19 protein-coding genes are annotated in these 25,383 nt (G+C 57.8%); 7 read left to right on the top strand and 12 right to left on the bottom strand.

What is annotated here, in order from left to right:
- Positions 1–13 precede the first annotated feature (13 nt).
- From hydA to ygeW, 4 genes are all read right to left on the bottom strand, one after another.
- Positions 14–1,432: a dihydropyrimidinase gene (gene hydA, locus AB5Y84_RS15775; protein WP_368177404.1), complete on the bottom strand. Its 1,419-nt coding sequence runs from the start codon at positions 1,430–1,432 to the stop codon at positions 14–16.
- A 114-nt stretch (positions 1,433–1,546) separates the two neighbouring features.
- Positions 1,547–2,764, bottom strand: a complete 1,218-nt coding sequence (locus tag AB5Y84_RS15770) for a YgeY family selenium metabolism-linked hydrolase (protein ID WP_368177331.1) — start codon at positions 2,762–2,764, stop codon at positions 1,547–1,549.
- Between the two features lie 139 nt (positions 2,765–2,903).
- A complete protein-coding gene (gene dpaL / locus AB5Y84_RS15765) occupies positions 2,904–4,103 on the bottom strand; it encodes a diaminopropionate ammonia-lyase (protein WP_368177330.1) in 1,200 nt (399 codons plus the stop codon).
- Between the two features lie 137 nt (positions 4,104–4,240).
- On the bottom strand, positions 4,241–5,428 hold the full coding sequence (ygeW, locus tag AB5Y84_RS15760) for a knotted carbamoyltransferase YgeW (protein WP_043820254.1): 1,188 nt from the start codon (positions 5,426–5,428) through the stop codon (positions 4,241–4,243).
- Between the two features lie 607 nt (positions 5,429–6,035).
- Here ygeW and AB5Y84_RS15755 point away from each other — a divergent pair.
- Complete coding sequence (locus AB5Y84_RS15755) at positions 6,036–6,629, top strand: hypothetical protein (RefSeq protein ID WP_368177329.1); 594 nt, start codon at positions 6,036–6,038, stop codon at positions 6,627–6,629.
- Between the two features lie 41 nt (positions 6,630–6,670).
- Here the strand turns inward: AB5Y84_RS15755 and AB5Y84_RS15750 are convergent, their stop codons facing one another.
- Positions 6,671–7,675 carry a Wadjet anti-phage system protein JetD domain-containing protein gene (locus AB5Y84_RS15750; RefSeq protein ID WP_368177328.1) on the bottom strand — a complete coding sequence of 335 codons (1,005 nt, stop codon included), beginning with the start codon at positions 7,673–7,675 and terminating at the stop codon, positions 6,671–6,673.
- Positions 7,676–7,886: 211 nt separating this feature from the next.
- Here AB5Y84_RS15750 and AB5Y84_RS15745 point away from each other — a divergent pair, with 211 nt between their 5' ends.
- The 3 genes from AB5Y84_RS15745 (at position 7,887) to AB5Y84_RS15735 (ending at position 10,736) form a co-directional block, all read left to right on the top strand.
- Positions 7,887–9,128 carry an esterase/lipase family protein gene (locus AB5Y84_RS15745; protein ID WP_368177327.1) on the top strand — a complete coding sequence of 414 codons (1,242 nt, stop codon included), beginning with the start codon at positions 7,887–7,889 and terminating at the stop codon, positions 9,126–9,128.
- A 479-nt stretch (positions 9,129–9,607) separates the two neighbouring features.
- Positions 9,608–9,811 (top strand): hypothetical protein, encoded by a 204-nt coding sequence (locus AB5Y84_RS15740; RefSeq protein ID WP_005352285.1) that lies wholly within the window; start codon positions 9,608–9,610, stop codon positions 9,809–9,811.
- Positions 9,812–10,109: 298 nt separating this feature from the next.
- The gene (locus AB5Y84_RS15735) at positions 10,110–10,736 is read left to right on the top strand and encodes a heme-binding beta-barrel domain-containing protein (protein ID WP_043820266.1); all 627 of its coding nucleotides are present in this window, start codon (positions 10,110–10,112) and stop codon (positions 10,734–10,736) included.
- Positions 10,737–10,772: 36 nt separating this feature from the next.
- Here the strand turns inward: AB5Y84_RS15735 and AB5Y84_RS15730 are convergent, their stop codons facing one another.
- From AB5Y84_RS15730 to cmoM, 6 genes are all read right to left on the bottom strand, one after another.
- Positions 10,773–11,300: a hypothetical protein gene (locus tag AB5Y84_RS15730; RefSeq protein ID WP_230599627.1), complete on the bottom strand. Its 528-nt coding sequence runs from the start codon at positions 11,298–11,300 to the stop codon at positions 10,773–10,775.
- A 158-nt stretch (positions 11,301–11,458) separates the two neighbouring features.
- On the bottom strand, positions 11,459–11,872 hold the full coding sequence (locus AB5Y84_RS15725; protein ID WP_368177326.1) for a septal ring lytic transglycosylase RlpA family protein: 414 nt from the start codon (positions 11,870–11,872) through the stop codon (positions 11,459–11,461).
- A gap of 435 nt (positions 11,873–12,307) precedes the next feature.
- Complete coding sequence (mukB, locus tag AB5Y84_RS15720; protein WP_368177325.1) at positions 12,308–16,735, bottom strand: chromosome partition protein MukB; 4,428 nt, start codon at positions 16,733–16,735, stop codon at positions 12,308–12,310.
- Between the two features lie 3 nt (positions 16,736–16,738).
- Positions 16,739–17,458, bottom strand: coding sequence for a chromosome partition protein MukE (gene mukE, locus AB5Y84_RS15715; RefSeq protein WP_005345759.1), 720 nt, complete (start codon positions 17,456–17,458; stop codon positions 16,739–16,741).
- Positions 17,439–18,773 (bottom strand): chromosome partition protein MukF, encoded by a 1,335-nt coding sequence (mukF, locus tag AB5Y84_RS15710; protein ID WP_042080843.1) that lies wholly within the window; start codon positions 18,771–18,773, stop codon positions 17,439–17,441. The genes mukE and mukF overlap by 20 nt, the downstream gene beginning before the upstream one ends.
- Positions 18,774–18,873: 100 nt before the next feature.
- A complete protein-coding gene (gene cmoM, locus AB5Y84_RS15705) occupies positions 18,874–19,650 on the bottom strand; it encodes a tRNA uridine 5-oxyacetic acid(34) methyltransferase CmoM (protein WP_031227571.1) in 777 nt (258 codons plus the stop codon).
- Between the two features lie 101 nt (positions 19,651–19,751).
- On the opposite strand from cmoM, the gene elyC reads away from it, so the two are divergent.
- From elyC to pfkA, 3 genes are all read left to right on the top strand, one after another.
- The gene (gene elyC, locus AB5Y84_RS15700) at positions 19,752–20,522 is read left to right on the top strand and encodes an envelope biogenesis factor ElyC (RefSeq protein ID WP_368177324.1); all 771 of its coding nucleotides are present in this window, start codon (positions 19,752–19,754) and stop codon (positions 20,520–20,522) included.
- Between the two features lie 135 nt (positions 20,523–20,657).
- Positions 20,658–21,413, top strand: coding sequence for a triose-phosphate isomerase (tpiA, locus tag AB5Y84_RS15695; protein WP_047440675.1), 756 nt, complete (start codon positions 20,658–20,660; stop codon positions 21,411–21,413).
- A 149-nt stretch (positions 21,414–21,562) separates the two neighbouring features.
- The gene (pfkA, locus tag AB5Y84_RS15690) at positions 21,563–22,534 is read left to right on the top strand and encodes a 6-phosphofructokinase (protein WP_005336840.1); all 972 of its coding nucleotides are present in this window, start codon (positions 21,563–21,565) and stop codon (positions 22,532–22,534) included.
- Positions 22,535–24,029: 1,495 nt separating this feature from the next.
- Here the strand turns inward: pfkA and AB5Y84_RS15685 are convergent.
- Positions 24,030–25,271 carry a dicarboxylate/amino acid:cation symporter gene (locus tag AB5Y84_RS15685; protein ID WP_005360943.1) on the bottom strand — a complete coding sequence of 414 codons (1,242 nt, stop codon included), beginning with the start codon at positions 25,269–25,271 and terminating at the stop codon, positions 24,030–24,032.
- Positions 25,272–25,383: the final 112 nt, after the last annotated feature.

The following is a 25,383-nucleotide window of genomic DNA, read 5'->3' as shown; positions in this document are numbered from 1 at the left end:
GTTGTTCTGTCTATCACTGTGCTAATTGCTGTTCTCGGGCCGCTTCGCCCAGCAGCGGATCAAAGGGTGCCCTGGCCAGAAAGCGGCCATGACCACGCCGCCCCAGAAACTCGCCATCGCGAGCGACTATCTCGCCGCGACTCAGGGTCATCCTGATCTGGCCGGGGCAGCGCATCCCCTCGTAGGGGCTGTAGTCGCCGTTGTCATGCAGCGCGGCATGGCGGATCAGGGTCTTGCCACGGGGATCCATCAGCACCAGATCGGCGTCGGCCCCCGGTTGAAGATTGCCCTTGCGCGGCCAGAGGCCAAACAGGCGCGCCGGGTTGGCGCTGGTGAGGGCCACGAAGCGGGACGGCGAGATGCGCCCGCCCAACACCCCGTGGGCAAACAGCAGCAGCATCCGGTTCTCGACGCCCGGCAAGCCGTTGGGGCAGCGGCTGAAATCGCCGCCCGAGAGGGTCATGCGCTGGGCGTGGGAGAAATTGCAGTGATCGGTCGCCACCGTGTCGATGTCACCCGCAGCGATGCCCACCCACAGCTTGTCCTGCTCGCGGCGCGAGCGCAGCGGCGGGCTGAGCAGATAGTCGACCCCGTTCTCCCGGTAGTAACAGCTGTCATCAAGCAGCAGATATTGCGGGCAGGTCTCCACCCAGACTGGCTGGCCCTGACGGCGCGCCAATTTCAGATACTCCAGCCCCAGTCCGTTAGAGAGGTGGACGATATAGAGCGGGACATTGCCCGCCAGCCCCGCCAGATTGATCATCCGGGCGATGGCCTCGGCTTCGCACTCCAGCGGGCGGCTTTGCGGGTGATACCAGGGCTCATGGTGACCCGCGGCCAGCAGGGCCGCCCGGCGCGCCGTGATGGCGGCATCATTCTCGGGATGGACGGTGGCGAGCGCCCCCACCTCTTTGAGGCGGGCCAAGGCACGCAGCACGTCATGGTCCCCCAGCTTGTACTGGTAGGTGAGATAGAGCTTGAAGCTGCTGATCCCCTCCTCCTGCACCATGGCGGCCATCTCATTAAGGATGGCGTCATCCACATGCTGGATCACGCCGTGAAAGCTGTAGTCGATCACCGCCTGATCGGCAGCGTAATCGTGATAGCGAGCCAGCTGGTGATGCAGATTGCACCCCGCCGGGCCAAATCCCATGTGGTCGATGATGGTGGTGGTGCCACCACAGGCGGCGGCACGGGTACCGCTGAAGAAGCCATCGCAACTGCGGGCAATCCCCACATCGATGTTGAAGTGGGTGTGGACGTCGATGCCGCCCGGCATCACATAGCAGCCGCTGGCATCGATCAACTCGGTTTCGCCATCGGGCTGGATATCGGCGGCACGGGCGCGGATCACCCCGTTTTCGCTCAGCAAATCCTGACGATATTCACCCTGCACATCGACCAACACACCGTTTTTGATCAGCCGTTTCATCCCCACCACCTCGAACATCACTTCAAACAGCAAAACCCCGCCTCAACACAGACGGGGCACTTGCCACACTTGCGACAGCCGGGCGGCGATGGCAGTCACCACCCGGCAGCCCCCTTACTTGTCCAGCTCGGCCAGATAGAGCATGGGGATCACGGCGTACATGGCGGCGCACTTGACCAGATGCTCTTTCCAGGTCTTCTCGTTCGGGGCGTGGGCTTCCGGCTCTTTACCCGGGCCAAAACCGATGACCGGAATGCCGTGGCGACCCATGATGGAGACACCGTTGGTCGAGAAGGTCCACTTGTCCACCACCGGCTCCTTGTTGAACAGCTCGCGATAAGCCTTGGAGAGGGTTTTGACGGTGATGTGATCCTCTTCCACCTTCCAGGTCGGGAAGTAGCACTCGGTCGGGTAGACCAGACCGGTGTAGGCCGGACGGTCGTACTGATACATGGAGACCTCGGCACCGGCGGCTTGCACCGCAGGCAGCGCGCGGATCTCGTCGAGCGCCCCTTGCCAGGTCTCGCCCCAGGTGAGGCGGCGGTCGATGGAGACGGCGCAGCTGTCGGCGACAGCGCAGCGGCTTGGCGAAGTGAAGAAGATCTCGGAGACGGTCAGGGTACCCTTGCCGAGGAAGTCGTCATTGCCGAGGTTGTGGCTGAGCGCCTGCAATTCGCCAAGGATCGGGCCCATCTTGAAGATGGCGTTGTCACCGCGCTCCGGCGCGGAGCCGTGGCAGCTGACCCCCTGCACATCGATGCGGATCTCCATGCGGCCACGCTGGCCACGGTAGATCTGGCAGTCGGTGGGCTCGGTACTGACCACAAACTCGGGGCGGATCTTGCTCTGCTCGATAATGTACTGCCAGCAGAGGCCGTCGCAATCCTCCTCCTGCACGGTACCGGTCACCAGCAGGGTGTACTGATCTTCCAGCCCCAGATCCTTGATAATCTTGCCCGCATAGACCATGGAGGCCATGCCGCCTTCTTGGTCAGATGCGCCGCGGCCACCGATGATCTCGTGATCTTCCATCCCCTCATAGGGGTCGAACTTCCAGTTGGCCATGTTGCCCACGCCCACGGTATCGATGTGGGCATCCATGGCGATCAGGTGCGGGCCGTGGCCGATATAGCCCAGCACGTTGCCCATAGGGTCGATCTCGACCTTGTCAAAGCCAACCTTCTCCATCTCCTGCTTGATGCGCAGCACGACGCGCTCTTCATCGCAGCTCTCGCTCGGGATGGCGATCATGTCGCGCAGGAACTGACTCATCTCGGCCTTGTACTGGTAGGCCTTCTCCAACACCATTTCAAACGGAATTTGCTTGCTCATTGTGATTCTCCATAACAACTGAGAGTGCGCGGCCTGTTCGTCGGCAGCGCCCTGTGCCCGTTACCGCGCCCCGTTGGCGAGGCGCGATCAGTTCTTCAATTCGTGTCTCTGCTCTCGCAGGGATTAGTCACAGCTGGGGTTAATCGCAGGCAGGATGTTTGCCTTCCCACACCACTTCCCGGTAGTGGGTCACATCGGTGTCCCCTTCGGTGTTGATGATGAGCACGACCGAGTTGCTATCCAGCCCGAGACGTTCCATCAGCGCCGCGCGATCCGGGTGGTGACGCACCGCCGCCAACACGCCGGTGCCGACCGAGCCGGATTCGCCGGAGATGATGCGGGGGTCATTGCCAAGGGGGTTGCCCAGCACCCGCATGCCCAGCGCCGACACCTTGTCGTGACAGGAGATGAACTGGGTGGTGCAGCTTCTTAGCAGCGGCCAGCCGAGGGGGTTGGGTTCACCGCAGGCAAGACCGGCCATGATGGTGCGCATATCGCCACCCACGTTGACCATCTCCCCCGCCACGCCGGAGCGGTAGATGCAGTCGGCCTGATCCGGTTCGACCACGATACTGTGCAGGTTTTTCGCCCCGAAGCAGTCCACCAGGTAGCCGAGCACCCCGCCCGCCAGCGCCCCGACCCCGGCTTGCAGCAGCACGTGGGTCGGCTGCTTGATGCCCATATCCTGCATCTGCTCGACCGCTTCGTCGGCCAGAGTGGAGTAACCCTGCATGATCCAGGTCGGGATCTTGGTGTAACCCTCCCAGGCGGTGTCCTGCACTATGTGCCAACCGCGCTCTTCGGCCATCTTCATGGTCAGGCGCACAGTGTCGTCGTAGTTCATGTCGGTGACGATGCACTCGGCACCTAGGTTGAGGATGTGGTCAACCCGCTCCTGGGCGGAGCCCTTGGGCATATAGACCACCGCATGCTGGCCCACCTGCTTGGCGGCCCAGGCAACGCCACGACCGTGGTTGCCATCTGTGGTGGTGGCGAAGGTCATCGGCTCCTTGATGGTGCGTTTGATGAGATCGAAGGAGAAATCCTCGATGGCCACCCCGTATTTTTCACAGAGCAGGTTGGCAATGGCGTAGACGCCACCCAGCATCTTGAAGGCATTGAGACCAAAGCGCTTTGACTCGTCCTTGACCAATATATTTTTTACCCCGATATAGGCGGCCAGATCTTTCAGGTCGCACAATGGGGTCGGCTCATAACCGGCCAGTTTTTTATGAAAAGCGCGAGCCTTTTGTGCTTCAACACGAGAAAACAGCGGAGATGGCTCGGCGGTAAAAAAGCGGTTATCGGCAATATCCATCTTCAAAGAAAATTGGGACATGCTTACCTCACTAGGCGTTACCTGACAAAGAGCTGCCTCGCCGGGAGATCCGTTATTCAGATACCACGGGGAGAAAACTCGAAATAATGAATTCAACAGTGTGAGCAGGATGAATATTCACCCTGCCCTGCCGTTATTTATTTCACCCGTTTTTGCGCCTCTTTAATCAGATTTTCCAGGGTTTCTGCCGGGGCGGAGAATTTACGGGCCATGATCATGGCGGCGATAATATAGGGCTTCCAGCTCGCCTCTTTGTAAGTGGCGATACGGTATTTCTCGAATACCCCTTCGGTTACTTCGCCCTCTTTGCAGGAGACACCGGAAATATCGGCCGGCAGACAGTGCATATAGAGCGCTTCGCCCCCCTTGGTGAGCTTCATCATCTCCTCGGTGCAGTGCCAATCCTTGTGCTTGGCGTTCTGCTCAAGGCAGTGTTTCTCCAGATCTTTGAGGCCGGCGTGGTCATTGGCACGCAGCAACTCGGTGCGCTGCTCCATCACCTTGTAGGGGGCCCAGGACTTGGGATAGACGATATCTGCGTCCTTGAACGCCTCTTCCATGGAGGTGACCTGGCGGAAGCTGCCGCCGGAGGCCTTGGCGTTCTCTTTGGCCACTTCGATCACGTCCGGGATCAGGTCATACCCTTCCGGATGGGCCAGGGTCACGTCCATACCGAAACGGGTCATCAAGCCGATGATGCCCTGGGGCACGGAGAGCGGCTTACCGTAGCTGGGGGAGTAGGCCCAGGTCATGGCAATCTTCTTGCCCTTGAGGCTCTCCAGGCTGCCGAAGTGCTCCTGCAACCAGGCGAGATCAGCCATCGACTGGGTCGGGTGATCAATGTCGCACTGCAGGTTGACCAGTGCCGGACGCTGGGGCAGCACCCCCTTCTCGAACCCTTCATCCAGGGCGGCGCCCACTTCGCGCATATAGGCGTTGCCAGCACCGAGGAACATGTCGTCACGGATCCCGATGGCATCGGCGCAAAACGAGATCATGTTGGCGGTTTCACGGACGGTTTCGCCATGGGCGATCTGGGATTTGCCCTCATCCAGATCCTGCTGGGCCAGACCGAGCAGGTTCAGGGCAGAGGCGTAAGAGAAGCGGGTTCGGGTGGAGTTATCGCGGAAAACCGAGATACCGAGCCCGCTGTTAAACAATTTGGTGCAGATATTTTCGGCGCGCAGGGTCTTGAGTGATTCGGCCAGTTTCAATACCAGCTCCAGCTCCTGAGGCGTTTGCTCCCAGGTCAGCAGAAAATCTTTTTCATGCAGGTTGGATTTGAGTGCTCTGATCTCTTTGATTAATTCGTTAACTGCTTTCATCGTTCGCCCCAATCATTGGATGAGATATGGATAGCTCCCCTTTCACTCACGATGTCACCAGCATCCCGGTTGTGGGTGAGCGCGTCGGTTAGCGTCGATATGAGGCAATCAATAAGCGTGCCAAACCAATAAAATGCAGGCAGATATTAATAAATGGTGAAAGTGTGTGATGCCACCCACAAAATCAGCAGCTATTTAAGCGGTTTATTCAATAAAAAGGTGGGCGGATCAGCCAAGCCATAAAATAACCGGGTGATAATAATCAGAGGCGATATCTCGGCATCGGTGAGAATTATCATCAAAGGTCAGTTTCAGGGGCTGAAATGATATCAGCGGGGCTTTCGTTATCATTATGATAATGCCGTGCAGCGACTTGATCTTTTGTTACGACCTCTTCTGCAGAAATGTCTCGGCCATCTCGCCTCCCCTGCACTCCCGTATCACCTCTCGCCTTATCTTCCGGCCACATCGCTGGGCGCGGTTGGCCCAAGGTGCTAACGTGAATACGCCAGCTGCGCATCTGTCTCGGATGCTCAGGATAGGCCGACGTTCACTGCCGCAACTGCGCGGATGAACCTGCATGACTTACATCTTTGAGGGATTATCTATGTCCAGGAATGCTGCTCTGCTCATCACCCTGACCCTGCTCGGTATCACCCCTGCCCACGCCATCAGTGCCAAATATGCCGAGCAACTGGAGCGATCCGGTTGTACCCAGGTTACCGAGGCGCAGGGCTGTGACATTCACAAAACCAAAGCGGAAAATGCCAAGGCGGGATTTGGCGCGGCCGCCCCGGCCGCGGAGGGCGGTCTGAATCTGAGCTATGAGCAGAAGCTGGAGCGCTCGGGTTGCACTCAGGTGAGCGAGCTCAATGGCTGCGATATCAAAAAAACCAAGGCTGAGAACGCGGCTGCCGTTGTTGGCAATGCTCCGGCCGCGGCAACCAGCGGCAGCCCCTATACGGGCAACTGGATCGCCACCTTCCCCCAAACCGGCGCCACCGTGGCCAATATCCGCATCGATGGCAAGGATCAGGTGTGGGTCAACGACAAGAAGGTCAATGCCAAGAAATCCGATGGCGCGCTGGTGTTCAAGGATGGCATGGTCATCTACACCATTCAGGGTGATCGCCGCATCAAGGGTGAAGACGGCTGGGTCGATAATGATGCCGGCACCAAGGGGCCCATCAACGCCAAGTAAGCAGCTGACCACGAAATGACGGGGAGCGCGGGCACCCCGTTTCACACCTGATTGCCCATCTCTTCCAATGACCAGCTCCGCCAGTGAGGGGCCAGAATCAATACCTCCTGCTCCAGCCAAGTCCCGTCTGTGATCAGTTTCTCAAGCCAGGGAACGCCTGCCGACGCGCCATGACCATCAACCTGATCAGCCTGCATCGTCACACGCCAGGGCACCTTGCCACTGCCCGTTGCAAAGGTGCGAACAGGGCGGGCATAGTGATCCAGATAAGGTTGCAGCTCACAGGGAAGCCAGAGCATGGCCGGTCGAGTTAGCTCACGCGCCAGCTCGATGGCAATATCGATACCCCGTTGATCGAGGTCGCCAAAATGGGCCCAATGCACGCCCGCAGGCAGCAGCGGGATCAGCTGTTTGGCCAGGGTGGTATTGCGACCGGGAGCAAAGAGCAGCAGTTGCCCGGGTTGCAGCGGGTAGTCGACAAAGGCACCCTTGTTCTCCACCGTAATGACCCGCTCCCCTTGCCAGCCGATGGCCGCCAGCGTGCCCAGAGTCCGCTCCGGCAACGCCAACTCCCCCAGCAGCGCCATCATTGCCGTCATATCGTGCTGCTGACCGTGCAGATCGACCAGCGAGAGCGGCTCGAGGGTACGGATGCGGATCACCTCATCCTGCGTGAACGCCAAGTTCGCAAGCTGTGGCGCTGTAAGGGATGCTGATCGCGGATGCTTGCTGTCCCCATGCCAGAGGGCATAAAAGCAGGCCTGATTGAGCCGTGCAGGCAAACTCACTCCCAGACGTTGCAGTTGCTCACCCTTGTCCTGTTCGGGGGGCGCCACCAACGCCAGCTGCCCGAGCAAATAAGTCCGTCCCGCGTCGGTCAACGCATAATGAGCACCTCGGCCAACCGGCTTGATCCCGGCCACTGCCTGCAACAGCTCCTTCAGCTCCCTACCATGCCGACTCTCAAGGGAGCAGCCCTTTCCGTTCTGGCTATCGAGCAACCGTGCACACAAATCCTGTACCCGCATCTCATCAAACAGCGACATCCTCACCTCTCCATGTAGCTTCATATGACGAAGTAGAGGTGATTTTCCCTGTCATTACCGTGACCGGCTTCGCAAGCGGTTCTTATCAGCCCCGCCATGCATGGTCCGTACTGGTAAACCCGCTACAAAGGGCGCAAGCTGGTTTGATATAGAGATACGCTGCGCTCTTCGCGGCACGACAACGCGACACCCGCTTTCACAAGGGCTTGCCATGACCGACGCCACAGACCCCTCGCCATCCTCTTCCTGGCATCTTTCGGATATCCGCGAGCTGGCGCACCTGCTGACCCTGGCGCTGCCCGCCGCGGTAGAGATCACCGAAGCAGTACATCAGGCGGTGCTAAGCGGTATGGGTCTCAAGGGGCGGGATGAGGGGAAGACATCCGGGATCACCGGACTGGTCTACAAGGGGGTACATGGCACCGCCAACAACCTAAGCAGCGGCATCAACCATCTGCTCAGCCGCCTGCCAGCCACACCGCCGCCCCACCAGATCCCCGAAACCCCGAAACGCGCGGCCCTGATCGCCACGCTCAACGGCGTGTTGGGGGACAAGCTGGTTGAGCACCACAATGCTCTCGCCACCCCCATGACCCTGCGCTATCAGGGCAAGCCCCTCGATTGGCAGGCGATGCCAAAGGATCTACCCCGCGAGGGACGGGTGCTGCTGATGATCCATGGCCTCTGCATGAACGATCTGCAATGGCAGACCGAGCATCAAGGCAAACCGGTCAATCACGGAGAGCAACTTGCCAACGCGCTTGGCTATCAGCCTCTTTATTTGCGCTACAACTCGGGCCTGCCCATCACACAAAACGGGCAGCAACTTGCCCTGTTGCTGGAGCAGTTGCTCGCCCACTGGCCGGGAGAGCTCAAAGAGATAACGATAATGGGCTACAGCATGGGGGGACTGGTTGCACGCAGCGCCTGCCACCATGCCGGCGTGGCCGGGCTCACCTGGCCTGCGCACCTTGCCAACCTGATCTTTCTCGGCACACCACACCACGGCGCGCCGCTCGAACACGCCGGTCACTGGCTGGAGCAGTTGCTGCCCGCTACCGCCTACAGCGAGCCCTTCGTCAGGCTGGCGCGGCTACGCAGTGCAGGCATCAAGGATCTGCGCCACGGCAAGGTGCTCGATGCCGTTGCCCAACCCGACCCCGCCGTGCCCTTGCGCGATCCCCGCGTCCCACTCCCCTTGCCCTGCAGCGTCAACTGTTATGCCATCGCCGCGACCACTGCCGCCAAGCGCAGCCTGCTGGCCGACCGGCTGATTGGCGATGGACTGGTACCCCTTCGTAGCGCCCTCGGTCAGCACAACGAAGCGCGCCATCAGCTGGCTTTTCTTCCTGCCCATACCCTGATTGTCTATCGCACCAGCCATATGGCCCTGCTCGCCAGCCCGCAGGTTGGCCAGCAACTGCTGCGCTGGCTCAGCCCCTTGCAGCCATAACACTGGCTATTAAAACAACAGAGTGCTGGTTCACAAAGGAGCCCTGTGGCACTCTGGGACGTCAAAGGGAAGACCCACACTGACACTTCATGTGTCCCCACTGCAAAGGAGCGCCACCGATGGCCAAAGCAAGCAAGAAAGAGATCAAAAAGAAGATCGCCGCTCGTCTTGAGAAAATTGCCAAGCATGAAGGCAAGATCAAGAAGCTGAAGAAGGCCCTGAAGTAGGACCCATCGCATAAGAGAAACCGCCAACTGGCGGTTTTTTCATCCTCCTTTTCGCCCCTTTCCCATCGCTTTTGATACCAATTTCCTTGATGTAAAGGCCTCAAGCGCACCTCAGCAAAACAACCCAGCTGAAACCACGCACGTTCTCATCACCGCTATTTGGTCTAACAGCGCCAATCGGGCGCCGCGCGCCCCCTTGCCAGCAACTACCTTCAACGGAGTGTTTGATATGAGCCAGCAGTGGAGCGCCATATGTACTCTTACACCCTCACCTTCAAGGAAGATGTCGATCGCCTGACCGCCCCCGAGCAGGAGATCACCTTGCAGAGCCCCGCTCAGGCGGGGGATTTTATTATCCTCTCCGACGGCAGCCGCCATCAGGTGATGTTTGTCACCCACCGCGCCCACTACAGCAGCCTCTATCTCGATAAAGGGGTCAGGGTGCCGCAGAGTTAGTGGCTATCGCCTTCAATTGATGGGGCTGAGTTAAATATTCACGCTGTTGACATAATAATCATCGCATCATGTCAATGTTCCTTTATCTCTATCACGATATATATGAGGAAGCGCGATAAAAAAATAAAACATTGTCTTATATCAAACTCAATTTATTTAGCCACGAAAAAGCAAATCATACCTCACAAAAACGAATCACCATCACTCAATATCATTGACCACATCCTTGGTGCGTTATAACAATTACTTTGCTGAACATATTTATTCGCAAGTCATTATTAGTGATGGAGTTATCACAATGAATAAAGTTATCTTACCCATAGCATTAATTACCTGTGCCACGCTCGCTCACGCAGAGTCCAGCACTATTATCAACGGTCTGGATTTTGGTCCATTAGCTCAGTTGGCTGGCACATGGAAAAGCACTGATGCTGGTGGTGTAGATGTAGCACCCGGCCAGGAGGGTAGCAAAGTTGGCAAAGGGGGACCGGCAGTGGAACCCTTTTACGAAGTCATTACTTTTGAACCGGCTGCCGATGCTAAAAATGCCAGCGAACAATATCTGGTAGCCATGTATTACAAACAGGAAGTATTCAGAAAAAGCGATAATGGGAAATTTCATGACCAACGCGGTTATCTGATTTATGACAAGACTAATCAGCTTGTTTACAACTCATACTGTATACCCCGTGCAGTCTGTGTGGTCACTGAAGGCAAAGCGGGTAACAAAATCGAGTTCAAGACGGGCAAGCGCGGTATTGCGGAAAGCAATTATATGACCATTAATGATTCCACCACGGATTTCTCGATGACTCTGGACTTCTCAGAGAAAGATCTCCTCAAATACAGTCAAACCACCAACCTGATGGTGTATGGCAAGCCATTCGCACACTCCGATAGTGCATCCCTGACCAAAACCAATTGATGTTTCATGGCCAAGGTATTCATTACCTTGGCTTTTTTATATTCGTCGATAATCTATCCTGATGGCATCCCTATCCCACTCGGGATTGAGCACACCGGCATACCAAAGTGTCAGAATGACATCCATCTGATTGTTATGCTTTACAACCTTGCCGCTCTTACAGGCCGAGATCACTTCCAGCCATAACTGCTCGGGATTGATCGGTTTGGTAATATCCTTGTGTGACAATAAATCAATGGCAGCCAACACATATGCTCTGGTTTTGGTCGCAGCTACATAATGAACTGGCATGATGCAACTGATACAACCAAGACTGCAAAGAGTCAAAAAAGTTACCTTTGGATTATTTTTGAATTTTCCTGTACTGATATCACCACCAAATGCTTCAGCAATAGCCATATCCCAGGCGGTGGCATGCCCATAATTATTCTGCACCATCAGATGAACAGCTCTCAGCGCTGCACCACCATATTTACCATAGATAATCATCACTAATCCCTCCGTTTGCCCCATAGTAAGGCCGAACAGGCGAGATAAGCTAAAATAAATATCAATCACGATCATCGATTTTTTCCATTGATAACAAATCCATTTTTAGCTGAATTAAATATTGATCCATATCAATGTTATATCTTTATCTACCGAAAGGCTGACTGGTCGATGTCAGCCTTCCAATATCATTCATCAACATCCATTTTCGTGTATAAACAGGTTCACCCAGCCTAGAGCACCTCTATTTTTACTTTGATAATCCCGTCGCGAATATTGCCGATGGCACTAAACGCAGATTTGGAGAGATCGATAATACGCCCGTTTTTAAAGGCGCCGCGGTCATTGACCTTGACCACTACGCTCTTGCCGTTGGCGAGGTTGGTAACACGTACCATGGAGCCAAAGGGCAATTCCATATGGGCGGCGCTATTGAGGTTGTTGCGATAGAGTTCGCCGCTGGCGGTCTTTTTACCGTGATAGCGGTCGGCATAATAGCTGGCATAACCGGTCTCGCTGTAGCCGCGCCAGCTGCCACCGTGGCTCTCGTCATAACGGCTGCTACAGGCTGCCAGCAACAGGCAAACAAGCAACAGCCCCCCTTTGCAGGCTGATTGCACCACTCCTTCTCTCCCGATGCTGCGCATCTACTTCTCCTCGCTCACCTTACCGGATAGATAGCCCGCCGGATCATCTCGCGTCGCAGTAACGGGAAGATTCTCCCCATACCGGCAAGCCACCGCAATGTAGGCGGCCCCTCGCGATCCTTGGACCCAGCCCGGTTGCCTACGCTGTGGCCACCGCGATTGTTGCAATAAACACAGGCTTTAAATCATCACTGTTGCACCCAAGAAACAATCAAGGGGCCACGTCTCTGCTCTCGTTTGCCAACTCGAGTACGCAAACTCCCTCCGATCTGCGTCCGCAATGCAGCACAACAAGAGGGATACTTAATCAGAACCGGGCAAGCCCGTTCATTCGCAGCCTTATCCCATCAGGGGCAGCGCCGCTACTTTGCCATATTTTTCCAATAAAAAGGGAGGCGAATGCCTCCCTTTTCTCTTGCTATTTGCCCATCAGAGTCAGGCGATCAGCTTGTCATCGGCAAAGCCGAAGCCGCGCAGGCCCACCACATGCACATGCTCGTGCTTGCCCTGCACCTTGCGGATGAGCTTGTAGGTGGTGCCCTTCTCGGGACTGATGTTCTCGGGCGCCGCGATAAGCAGCTGCATATCCTGCCGCTCGCACAGCTCGAACAGGGTGGCGATGGATTTGCCATCCAGACGGGCCGCTTCGTCGAGGAACAACAGACGGCACGGAGCGATATCCTTGCCGCGCAGACGGCGGGACTCCTCCTCCCAGCTGATCAGTACCATCAAGAGGATGGCCTGACCGGTACCGATCGCCTCGCCGGTGGAGAGCGCACCGCTCTCGGCACGCAGCCAGCCATCGGCCCCGCGCTGCACCTCGATCTCCAGCTCCAGATAGTTGCGATAGTCGAGCAGCACGTCACCCATCACCTGATAGCTGCGATCCCCCTGTTCGATCTGCGGGTTGAGACGCTGGAACAGCTTGGCCATCGCCTCGGAGAAGCTGAGCTCCTTGTCGGCGAACAGATCGTTGTGCATGGCAGTTTGATCGGCCAGCGCGGTCAGCAGACGGGTGTGAGCCTCGCGGATATTGACGTTGAGGCGCACCCCGCGCACCAGACCGAAGGCGATATTCTGCAAGCCCTGATTGAGCACCCGGATGCGGTTCTGCTCGCGGCGGATGATGTTGGTGATCTTGGCCGCCACCTCGTGGGAGGAGAGCGACAGGTGGGTTTCCCGCTGCTTGAGCTCGTCTGCCAGACGGGCCAGCTCGATCTCCATCTCCTCGATCGCCTCGACCGGATCATCGGAGCGGATGATGTCGTTGCGAATGCGATCTTTGAGGTAACGATAGACCTGCACGTAGAAGGCGACCTTCTGCTCGGTGCTGCGGTTGCCCTCGGAGAGACGCAGCGCATCGCGCAGGGCCTCGTCGTGGGCCACCGCCACCCGCAGGGCGCCGAGGGCCTTGTCCGACATGGAGCGCAGCTCGTCGCTGTCCAGATACGCCAGCTCGCGCTTATTTAAACGCTTCTCGACGTCGGTCTCCCGCGCCAGACGCACCACCCGCGACCAGCTCGCCTTGTGACCCACCAGTGATTTACGGGCGCTGTAGTAATCCTTGCCTTCCAGCTTAAGACGACCGCCAAGGGATTCGATCTCGCGCTTGGTTACCTGCAACTGGGCCTCGGTGCTGGTGCGACGGGAACGGGTGCGGATCAGCAGCTCTTCAATCTCTTTCTTGTGAGCGCGCGCCTTCTCTTCCATATCGTCAGAGAGGGTCAGCCCCATGGCCGCCAGCTCCTGCTCGAACTCGGTCAGGGTCTGACGCTTGGCCTCGACGCTGGAGTTAAGGGCAGTGCGCAGCTGCAACGCCTCGGTGTGGCGCAGGGCAATCTGCTTGTGCTGCTCGCCAGCGGTGCGGGCGGCAAGCTCCGCCGCCTTGAGCTTCTCTTTGAGTCGCTCGCTCATCTCGGACGCCTTGCCCAGCAGGTCTTGTGCATCCTGATAGGCAAAGTGCGGCAGGCGGGCCACCAGCTGATCGAGGGCGTAGCAACGGCGCTTCTGCTCGGCCAACAGGTCGCTCACCTCATCGTAAGCTGCCTGCAGCGCCGCAAGATCCTGCGGATCCTGACGCAGCACCTGCACCATGGTTTCCAGTTTTTCCAGCGATTTGCCGTACTTGGCGATAAAGGCTTCGGCCTGTTTCAGGGCCTCCACATCGGCGTGGGCCGCCTCGAGGCGGGCCGCCAGATCAGTCTCGGCAAACAGGTGGGCAAAGGGCAGCATCCCCTGCACCAGCTGGATATGACGAGTCAGCTGGGCAGCGGCCGCTTTGGCCTCGGCCAGCTGCTTGTCGCACTCACCGATGGCACCTTGCAGCGCGCGCAGTTCGGCCTGCTTGGCCTGCACTTCGGCTTCGGGGTCGGGGCGGAAGGCGATATCCAGATGCTGGCCGATAAAGTCGCGGAAGTGACCGTAGAGGCGGTGGTACTTCTGCTGCTCGAAGGCTGCCTTGGCGTAACCCTCGATGAGCCCTTCGCGCTCAAGGTCGAGCTGCTCGATCCGTTTTTCCCGGGCGGCGCGACCAAACAGCGGCAGCTCGGGGTAGCGGGAGAAGCGCACCTGACGCTTGCTGGTGCGCACCAGCACGGCGTCGCCCAGCTCATCCGCTTCCACCAGGTCCTCGTCAAAGGAGTCGGGGTTGCCCTGAATCAGGTAGATATCCTCCGGGCAATCTTCCAGCTTTTTCAGCCGCTCGATGGCGCCCTCAAGGTCGAGCACCACCAGGGCGCTGCGAGCCGGGCCGTAGAGCGCGGAGTAGTAAGGGGCATCGTCGATGGAGATATCGTCATAGACATCGGAGAGCAGCACGCCCCCCACTTGCTCGGCGATGCGGGCAAGACGGGGATCCGCCTCGCCAGCTCCCAGCTGCAGGTTGCGAATTTGCAGCTCCAGCGCCTGTTTCTGCGCAGCGATGCGGTTGCTCTCCTGCTCGAACTCGCGCTCCTTGTCGAGCACCGTCTGCATACCGGCCGAAAGCTCTTCGGCGGTGGCGAGCGGCAAACCGCTCTGCTCGCGCAACTGCTCGAGTTTTTCAAAGGATTTCAGCCAGCGCGGCGCAAGCTTGGTCAGCTCCGCAATATCGCGGCCCAGCTGGGTACCCTGATGCTCGAGGCTGGCGCGGCGCTGGTTCACCTCCGCCTGCTGCTCGGAGAGCTCCTCCTGACGGGTGCGCTGGGCTTCGAGGAAGATCTCCAGCTCATCGCTGCTGGCGATAAGCTGGCCAGAGGCCTGCTGCAGCTCGTCACGCAGCTTGAAGAGGCTCTTCTGGCTTTCGCTCTCTTTCTCGAGGCGAGCCAGCGCGGCGCGCAGCCCCTGCCCCTGGGCGATGCGAGCCTTGTCTTCGATGTGACGCTTGAGCAGCGCCTGCGCGGTGGGCCAGGCGGCCTCGCGCACTGTTTCGGGGGCGATGCTCAAAAGCAGCGCCAACGCCGCTTCATGCTCGGCCACCGCCGCCTTCGCCAGCGCCAATTGCTGCTCGGCCCCCAGCACCCGGCTGGTGAGGCTCTGCTCGGCGGCGCGGAACTGGTGCAGGGTGTCGCTCGCCTGTTCGGCGGTCAGCCCCGGCAGCTCGCACTGCTCGCGGGCAGCTTCCAGCGCCTGTACCGCCTGACGGTACTGGATGGCGCGGGTCTGCTGGATATCGAGCGCCTGCTGGTAGTCGGCCAGCTGGGTCTTGAGGCTGTCGACTTCTGCCTGCGCCAGCTCCTTGCGCTCTTCCACCTCCAGCAGCTGGCCGTGGATCTCTTCCACTACCGCCTGCTGCTGCTCGAGTTTGTCAGAGAGATCCGCCAGATCGGCGCGATACATCTCGATCTTCTTCTGCAAGCTGACAGCCGCCATCACCTTGGCCAGATGCTCGGAGGCAGACTCCAGCTCGTCGGTCAGCAATTTTTCGCGGTTGGTGAGCTGCTCCACCTCGTCGGCCAGATAGATGGCGCGCTGTTTCTCTTCGGCCAGAATACGGCGCTTGTCGGCCAGCTCCTGGCGCGCCTTGAGGGCCAGCTCGGAGAGGCGGCTCTTCTCGGCGGCATTGCGCACATAGTCAGCGGCCACATAGTGGGTGGTCTCGGTGATCAGGTTCTTGAACAGATCCCGCTGACCCTGGGTCTCCTTGATGGCCTCCAGCGTGCGGCGGTTTTCATAGATGGCCGCCTCCATGTCTGCAAACGCCTTGCGCACCCCGGAGTTCTCCGGCAGCAGGTATTCACGCAGAGAACGGCTGATGGACGAGGAGATGCCGCCGTAGAGGGATGCCTCGATCAGGCGATAGAACTTGCCGCGATCTTTTTGATCACGCAGTTTCTTCGGGGTGATGCCGAACTCGAACATGAAGTTGTGATAGTCGGTCACCGTATTGAACTTGGCGACTTTCAGCGCCCCCAGCTCGGCGGCCGCCCCTTTCAGGTCGGTAAAGGCGCGCACCCGCCCCTTGCCGCCATCGAGCTTCTCCAGCAGCAGATCGGTCGGAGCCAGATTTTCCGGCACATCCACCAGCGCAAACGGGGTGATGTTGACCTTGTTGTCGCGGTTGGCCACCTGCTCGAGGTGGACGCCGACCCAGATCCGCTGTTCGCGGCTGTTCATCACTTCCAGCAGGGAATAGCAGTGGCCGCGCTGCAGCTTGCCGTAGAGTCCCTTGTCACGGGAGGCGCTGCTCGATCCTGCTTCCGTGGTGTTGCGGAAATGGAGCAGTGACTGGTCGGGGATGAGCGCTGCGATAAAGGCCGCCATGGTGGTGGACTTGCCCGCGCCGTTGCCGCCAGAAAGGGTAGTGACCAGCTGGTCAAGATCGAAGGTCCGGGCAAAGAAGCCGTTCCAGTTGACCATGGTCAGGGATTTGAACTTGCCTCGCACCGGTTATACCTCCAGATCCAGTTGTTCTTCATCGAGATCCGCCTCGATGTCATCAAAGAGCGAGTCGCTGCTCGGCATTTCGTCGTCGTGGAAGATGGCTTCACCCTCCTGGATCATCCGCAGTTGAACGGCGCGCGGATCTTCATCGGAGCGCACGTCGGCGGCGAAACGGAACACCGATTCGTTGACCCGGAATTTATCCCCGTTGCCAAGGGCGGTGATCATGCCAAGGCGGCGCAGACGGCGCATGGAGGTACGGATCTTTTCGAGCAGCTTCTTCTTGTCGAGATCGGTACCGCCGGAGCGGCTGTTGACCATCCGCAGCAGCTGCTTCTCGTCGGCGAGGCTCAGCACCTCTTCTTGCAGCTCGGCCATGGCGAACACCCCTTCCGAGGCGAGACGATCAGGGCTCAGGTAGAGGTAGCAGAGCACCTTGCCCACCAGCATATCGAGCTCGGAGAGCACAGTGGTACCGATGTCGGAGCTCGGGCGCGGGCGCAGGTAAAAGAAGCCTTCCGGCGCCTTGATCAGCTCCACCTGATAGCGGCCGTAGAAGATCTCCAGCTCGCTGTGATATTCGACCAGCGCTGAGTGTTGCTCGAACTCGTCGGCACTGATGTGGCGGCCGGAGCGCAAGGCGGTGTCGATGCGCGGAAACAAGGGGTTGGCAATCGCCTCTGCGAGCCGCAGCGGCAAGGGAAACTCAGTATTGATCAATGACATAGGCCTGAACCTTGGATCCAGCTTGGTTAATGGGTTTCCATGCGGGTTGGCGATGCAGTTCGCGCTCACCGCTGGCATGGCCCAGGCGCACGGCCTGGTCGATCAGAAGACGCGCCACATCGAAGTGGGCATGAGCCGGATAGTCCAGCAGGTATTCCCGCAGCACATCGGCCAGATCCAGATGCTGGCCCTGCTCGGGGTAGCGGGCCAGATAGCGCTCGATGCGCTCGGCCAGCTCCTGGTTGATGTCCACCATCTCGACGTACTCCATCTCGAGTGGCACCTCACCGGTCACCTCCTCGTCATGGATGGCGATGGTTTCGTCGCGCAGCTCCAGCAGACGGGGCTCTTCGGCCACCCGCAGCTGCCAGTTGTGTTGCTCGAAATTGCGGATGGACTCGCGCAGCCGCTGGCTGAAGGCACGGTTCTTGTCCATGTCGATGGCGTTGCGGATAAATTTGTGGACGTGGCGATCGTAGCGGGACCAGAGCTCGATGCACTGCTGACCCCAGCTGGTGATGACGTCAAGGCGCCCTTGCAAGGCGTGAGTCAGCTCCTCGACGTGGAACAGATCGTCGCGCCCCTGCGCCGCTTCCTGAATATTGAGCAGCCCCGCCTGCAGGCGGTGACCGGCAGCGTCCAGGGTATCCTGCAGCTCGCGCAGGGTCTGGCCGGTCTCGTGCAGCAGTTTTTCGCAGCTGTGAATGGCATCGACCCAGTTCTGGGTCAGCAGGGCCGCGATTTCGCTCTTGACCTGATTCTGCTGCTCATCCATGGCACGCTGGGTGAGATCGATCCGCCCCAGCGTCTCTTCCAGCGAGAAGGTGAGCCGTGGCAGCACCTCGGCATCCCACTGCTCGCGGGTGTTGGTTTCAAGCGCCGCCTTGCGGGCGGTGTCGAGCTCGGCAGCCAGGTGCTCGAGTAGAATGGAGAGCTTGATGGAGTCAACCTGACGCTGATCCATAAAGAAGTCGACGATGCTCACACCCAGGCGCGACAGGCGGTAGAGGCTCTCCCCCGCCACCATGTCGGTATTAAAACGCGACAGCAGCTGCTGGCGAATGAGATCGTTGATGGCGTTGTTGGCGCGACCGGTGAGGGTCTCGTCCATCTGGCCGAAGGCGCTGCTGACATAGCCAAAAGCGTCGTGCAGCGCCGCTTCCGACAGGTCCGACTCATCCTCGGACAAGGTCTTGATTGCAATCAGAAAGGCCAGCCGGTCGGTCGGCAGGCTCAACGCCAACCCCTCCTGCCTGACCCACCCTACTAGCTCCGGCAAAGAACGCTCTGGCAGGGTACGGGATGTACTCATCATGATGTTGTCATCTCGTTGTTGTATTGGGCGCAAAATCGTGCGCGCGGCTACATCCGGTAGCATCGAAAACATGGTTCACATTGACGTGAACCGCGAGCAATCAGCTGGCCGGCTTCTGGGCCATCACATGGATATAGCGACCGAGAGCGACAAAAGGCTCCTGACGGCAATATTGCTGCTCCATGGCCAGCAGATCGTCGAACTTCTCCACCTGATCCTGCTTGTGACGCATATAGTCGTGGATCACCCGCACCCCGGTCTTGCCGATGATGCGCAGCCCCCCGCGACCAATCCAGTCATAGACCTGCTCCGGCAGTTGGGGATTGGTGGGCGTAAGCGCAGTCTGGCGCTTCTTGCGAAGACCAAGGCGCACATAGTCAAAATTGCCCACCACCAGGCTCTGGAACAGCAAACCATGACGGTTGTAGAAAAGCAGCGACAGTATGCCCCCGGCATTGACGAAAGGGAACAGACCCAGCAAGGTCTGGCGCGGCTCGGCAAGCCACTCCAGCACCGCATGGCAGAGCACCAGATCAAAGGTACCGGTCACGTGTTGCTTCAGATCCTGAATGGGGCAATGGATGAGACGAATTTTGTCTTCCAGCCCCTTCTCGGCGATCTGGCTGCGGGCCAGTTCCAGCATTTCTGCTGACAGATCGCACAGCTCCACCTGATGACCCATGGCCGCCAGCTTCTGGGCGAAATAGCCAAAACCGCCCCCCGCATCGAGGATGCGCAACGGTCGGTTGCCAAGGCGGGCCAGGCAGGCTTCGATGTCGCTCCAGACAATGGTGGTGCGGATGCGCCCCTTGGTGGAGTCGTAAATGTTGCGGGCGAACTTGTCGGCGCGCCCGTCAAAACTCTGATCGTGCTTCAAGGAGAAACTCAACATTAGCGCCACAGGGTTGTGGCCATCCCAAAAAAGAGAGGTATTCTGTCACATCCCGAATTTGCTGAAAACTCAAGGAAGTGTCTGCCGTGTTTGTGCTCAAAAAGTGGCTGGGTCAGCTGTTGATGCCGCTCCCCTTCTCCCTCTCCCTGCTGCTGCTCGCCCTGCTGCTGCTCTGGTTCACCCGTTTTCAGAAAACCGGCAAGCTGCTGGCCACTCTCTCGCTGCTCATTGTGGCGCTGATGGGGATGCGGCCGGTGAGCTATGAACTGGCCCGCGGGCTGGAGCAGACCTACCCGCCATTCGAGGTGAGCCAGCATCCCAACATCGATGCCATCGTGGTGCTCGGCAATGGCCATGTCAGCGACCCGGCGGTGCCGATGCGCAGTTGGCAGAACAATATCTCGCTGGCACGGACTCTAGAGGGGGTTCGCCTCGCCCAGGCCTATCCCGACGCCGAGCTGGTTTTCTCCGGCTATGTATCGGGGGATACCCTCTCCAATGCCGAGGTCAATGCCCGGATGGCCGAGAGCCTCGGCATTCCCCGTTCGCGGATGACGTTGTTTGAAAACAACAAAGACACTCATGATGAAGCGGTCAGTATCAGCCGCCATCTGAAAGAAAAAGAGGTGGCGCTGGTCAGTTCGGCCACTCATTTGCCACGTGCCATGGCCCTCTATCAGGGTCAGGGACTCAAGGCCGTGCCGGCCCCCACCGATTACACCGCCAAGCAGAGCCAGGTACCTCAGCCGCTCTACAGTTATTTACCCAAAGGGCGTTATTTGATGTATTCCGAAGCTGCCATCCACGAATGGATTGGGGTATGGTGGGCTCGCTTGCGGGGGCAGGTTAACGAATGAGCGATCAAGCGTTTCATTCCTGATTTGGATCAGGAAAGCGAAAAAAAATTACGTCATTTGCCGCCGGGTCAGCTATCTTGGGCTCGGTTCAATTCATATAATGTCGCGCAATCAAATGCCTAGGAGATTAAGAAGATGAGACAGCACCTGGTAATGGGTAACTGGAAACTGAACGGCACCAAAGCTTCTGTAGAAGCTCTGATCAAAGGACTGACCCCGGCTGCTGCCGCTCATCCTTCTGTGCAAGTCGCCGTCTGCCCGCCGGTTATCTTTTTGGGTCTGGTTGAGCAACTGACCGCTGGCAGCAAGATTGCCTACGGTGCCCAGAACGCTGACGTTCACGAGTCTGGTGCCTTCACCGGCGAAAACGCCCCCTCCATGCTAAAAGCCTTTGGTTGCACCTACTCTCTGGTCGGCCACAGCGAGCGTCGTACCCTGCACGCAGAGACTGACGACGTGGTTGCTGCCAAGTACGAAGCGATCCAGAAAGGCGGCCTGATCCCGGTTCTGTGCATCGGTGAAACTCTGGAGCAGTTCGAAGCCGGCGTGACCAAGAACGTGGTTGAGACCCAGCTGAAAGCCGTTATCGACCGTTGCGGCATCGCCTCCTTCAACAACGCCGTTATCGCTTACGAGCCGGTATGGGCCATCGGTACTGGCAAGACTGCCACTCCGGAGATCGCTCAGTCCGTCCACGCTCACATCCGTCAGTACCTGGCCGGTTTTGATGCCGCTGTTGCTGCCAAAGTACAGATCCTGTACGGCGGTTCCGTCACTGGCGCCACTGCAGCCGACCTGTTCGGTCAGCCGGACATCGACGGTGGCCTGGTCGGTGGTGCGTCCCTGAAAGTGGACGATTTCTCCCAGATCATCGCTGGCGCTGCCAAGTAATCGCTGATTACGGCAAAGAGAGGGGCGCGTCCCCTCTCTTGTATCGCTTTTCCTATGGTGGCCCCCGCATCCCATATGAAAGCCGATATAGTAAAAGTGGCTTGTCTATTTAAACATTCGTATTTGACAACTCAGATCCAGAGGCACTCATGACCAAACAAATCAAACGTATTGGTGTTTTGACCAGTGGTGGCGACGCACCGGGTATGAACGCAGCCATTCGCGCCGTGGTTCGCGCCGGTTTGCATCATGGCCTGGAAGTTTACGGTATTTATGATGGCTACCTCGGTCTGCACCAAGATCGCATCGTCAAGCTGGAGCGTCACAGCGTCTCCGACGTGGTGAACCGTGGTGGTACTTTCCTCGGCTCCGCCCGTTTCCCTGCCTTCAAAGACCCCGCAGTGCGCGCCGAAGCGATCGAAAACCTGAAAAAGCACGGTATCGATGCGCTGGTCGTCATCGGTGGTGACGGCTCCTACATGGGTGCCAAGAAGCTGACCGAAGAGGGGTTCCCCTGCATCGGCCTGCCGGGCACCATCGACAACGATATCGCCGGTACCGACTTCACCATCGGTTTTGATACCGCTCTGAACGTGGTGGTTGACGCCATCGACCGTCTGCGTGACACCTGCAGCTCCCACCACCGTATCTCAGTGGTCGAGATCATGGGTCGCCACTGTGGCGATCTGGCCATGTCTGCTGCCGTTGCCGGTGGTGCCGAGTATGTGATCGTGCCGGAAGTGGCCTTCGACAAAGAGAAGCTGCTCAAGCAGATCAAGGAAGGCGAAGCCAAAGGCAAGAAGCACGCCATCATCACCATCTGCGAGCACGTTACCGACGTGAACGCACTGGCCAAGGACATCGAAGCCCTGACCGGTCGTGAAACCCGCGCCACCATCTTGGGCCACATCCAGCGTGGCGGTGCCCCGACTGCCCGTGACCGCATCATGTCCAGCCGTATGGGTGCTTACGCCGTTGAGCAGCTGCTGGCTGGTCACGGTGGTCGCTGCGTCGGTATCCAGCGCAACGAGCTGGTACACCACGACATTATCGACTGCATCGAGAACATGAAGCGTCCGTTCGATCAGGAGCTGTACAACCTCTCCACCACCCTGTTCTAAGCTACGCGGCTTTTAACCGGCTGTTGATGACAAAAACCCTCCATCGGAGGGTTTTTTAATATCTTACAAAAACGGGTGCATCGGCACGCTGTGTGCCCCTCACCATAATCACTGCGAACCGGACTGCGTTGACCTGTGCTCTGTCGACCCTGAAACGAGCTTGTTCAGCCTCCTCGTCATACGCCGCTTTTTATATCTCAATCTTGTAGAGGGGATTCAGATATCTTCCCCAACCATGCTCCGGCGCAGCTCTCGTATTGCACTCACATGACTCACGCAGATGCACCGGCTAAGCAAATCGCTGCTCGCACCCAGCCCAGCCCAGCCCAGCCAGAGAATACGCCTCTGGCCTATTGCGCACCTCACTCTTGCTGCAGACATGTCCATTCCGAGGCCAACGGGGAAATTGGCGGTGATAAAACAGCCAGCTGCTACTCTGTATCCCCCCGATGCACCGCTCTCCTCCCTATGAACCCAGTGTATTGCTGTAAAAATGCGGAGACTCCGGACTGATAAAGTGATGGTGCGACAAGGGTTGGCAACCAGACTCTCTCCATAGACTTCTTTTGGATGGACTATCTACGTCAGGAGTCGTCAAATCATTGCCTCGCACACTTTTTATGACCTCAATGACACTATTACGAGGAGGAAAACTTATAAAATGCCATTTAAGCCCCATACAAAACCCATCACCAAGCCAACCACCAACAAAATAACTAATTGAATTTAAATAAAATAATCATAAAAATAGAATCTTTAATGCCTACCATGCCAGAGAAGGTGATAAAATCAGCTCAATATGACAAAAATAGCCATTTCAACCAACCAAACAAACAAGGTAGCTATTTTATCAATTTACACCTTGTTTTACCCCCTTGTTATGGTATCTTGACTGCATCAACCAACAACTTAGGGAGAGAAAAATGAAAGAGTTTGTCGTTACTGCCGTTTTCACGGTGTTTTTCACCCTGGTTGCTGTCTCTCTGCCCTCACTGTCACAGTTCTGAGCCGGATAGAGAGGCATCAATCCGGACCGACCCTCTTTGCCATGTCTGTTTAATCGCCACCAACTGGCGCTTTTCAGTGACAATGCCGAGATGGTCAACATAGATATGATTTCATCACGTTGACGCTGTTTCTTTCGCCACAAGGGTGTAACCAGGATGGTTTAACCATATGGCCTGATGGAGTAGAACCAGCAGCAGATCATATCCGAGGGGAGCAAGGCTCCCCTTTTTGTTACCCGTCGTTTGACAATCCCCTACCCCGGCATCTACAACAGGCCGGTTGACGCCATACGGCCCATGCCCACAACTGATGTTTTCCCCTCCTGTACTCTCCATTCAACACAGCTAAATCCGTCAGAAATCTCTTGTGCACACCTTTGCTCTGATACTTGTCCGGCAGATATAAAAAAGCCCCCGCCATCATGGCAGGGGCTCGCGTTACCCAGTGTCAGCTTAGGGCTGTTATATCTCAGTCCAGCTCAAAGCAATTATGCCTTGTTCCAGCGCTCTGGGTCATATTCCGGGCTGAAGCGGTCAACAATGACAGCACAGGCCGCATCGCCGGTGATATTGAGTGAGGTGCGGATCATGTCGAACAGACGATCCAGCGCGAACAGCAGCGGCAACCCTTCAATGGGGATCCCGGCCGCCAGCAGCACGGCAACCACCAGGAAGCTTGGGCCCGGCACACCGGCTTGACCGATCGCCCCCAGAGTGGAGGTCACAATGATGGCCGCCCAGGCACCGACGCTCAGATCTATGTTGTAAACCTGCGCGAAGAAGATGGCGACCAGACCGTAATAGATGGCGTTGCCGCTCATGTTGATGGTCGCACCCAGCGGCAACACGAAGGAGGCGGTCGCGTTGGTCACTTTCAGATCATGCTCGCAGGTCTCCATATTGACCGGCAGGGTCGCCATGGAAGAGGCGGTGGAGAAGGCCACGATCTGCGGCTTCTTCATGGCAGAGAGGTACTTCATCACCGGCGTGTTGGAGAACATCATCACCAGCAGCGGATAGACCACAAAGCCGAAGATAAGGATGGCAGCCACATAAACCACGAATAGCTTGAGCACCAGGGTCAGCACGTCGAAGCCGTAGGTACCGATGGCTTCCGCCATCAGACCGAACACCCCGAGTGGTGCGATGATCATCACCTTGTTGATCATCCAGACGAAGGCATCCACCAGGGTATTGAGCCCATCGACCAGTGGCTTGGCCCGCTCGCGCGGCTGTTTGGCCAGCGCAATGCCGAGGAACATGCAGAACACCAGGATCTGCAGGATGTTAGCCTCGTTGAGGGAATTGAAGACGTTGGTGGGGATCATGCCAAGCAGGGTGGCGACTGCATCCGGCAAAGCCCCTTTATCGGCGTAGTCACCACCAAACATGGAGGCGACGGAAGCGAAATCGACCCCGACACCCGGTTTGAAGATCTGCCCCATCACCAGTGCCAGCAACACGGCCAACGCGGAGGTCACGAGAAAGAAGGCCAGCGTCGCTGCACCGATCTTGCCCGCCGCCGGGCTGGCGCCCAGATTGGCGGCGCCGGAGAGGATGGCTACCGCCACCAGCGGGATCACCAGCATCTTGATCAGCTGGATAAACAGGGTACCGAGCGGTGCAAACACGGTGGCTTGTTCACCCATGAACGCGCCGACCACTGCGCCCAGTACCATGGCGACCACAACCTGGAAGCCGATGTTTTTAATGAGTCCTTTAGTTAACACAATATGTTCCTTTATGTAGCAAAATTCACACTTTTCCCAGTGCAATTAACCAAACAGGGGAATGAGCGGCTGCCCATTCCCCTGTTTGCGCGTGTTATCTCACATTTAATTG

It is taken from the genome of Aeromonas sp. s11 (assembly GCF_040907945.1).
GTDB lineage: Bacteria > Pseudomonadota > Gammaproteobacteria > Enterobacterales > Aeromonadaceae > Aeromonas > Aeromonas veronii.
Note: the sequence above shows the minus strand (reverse complement) of the source record. Positions and strands in the feature narration are given on the sequence as shown.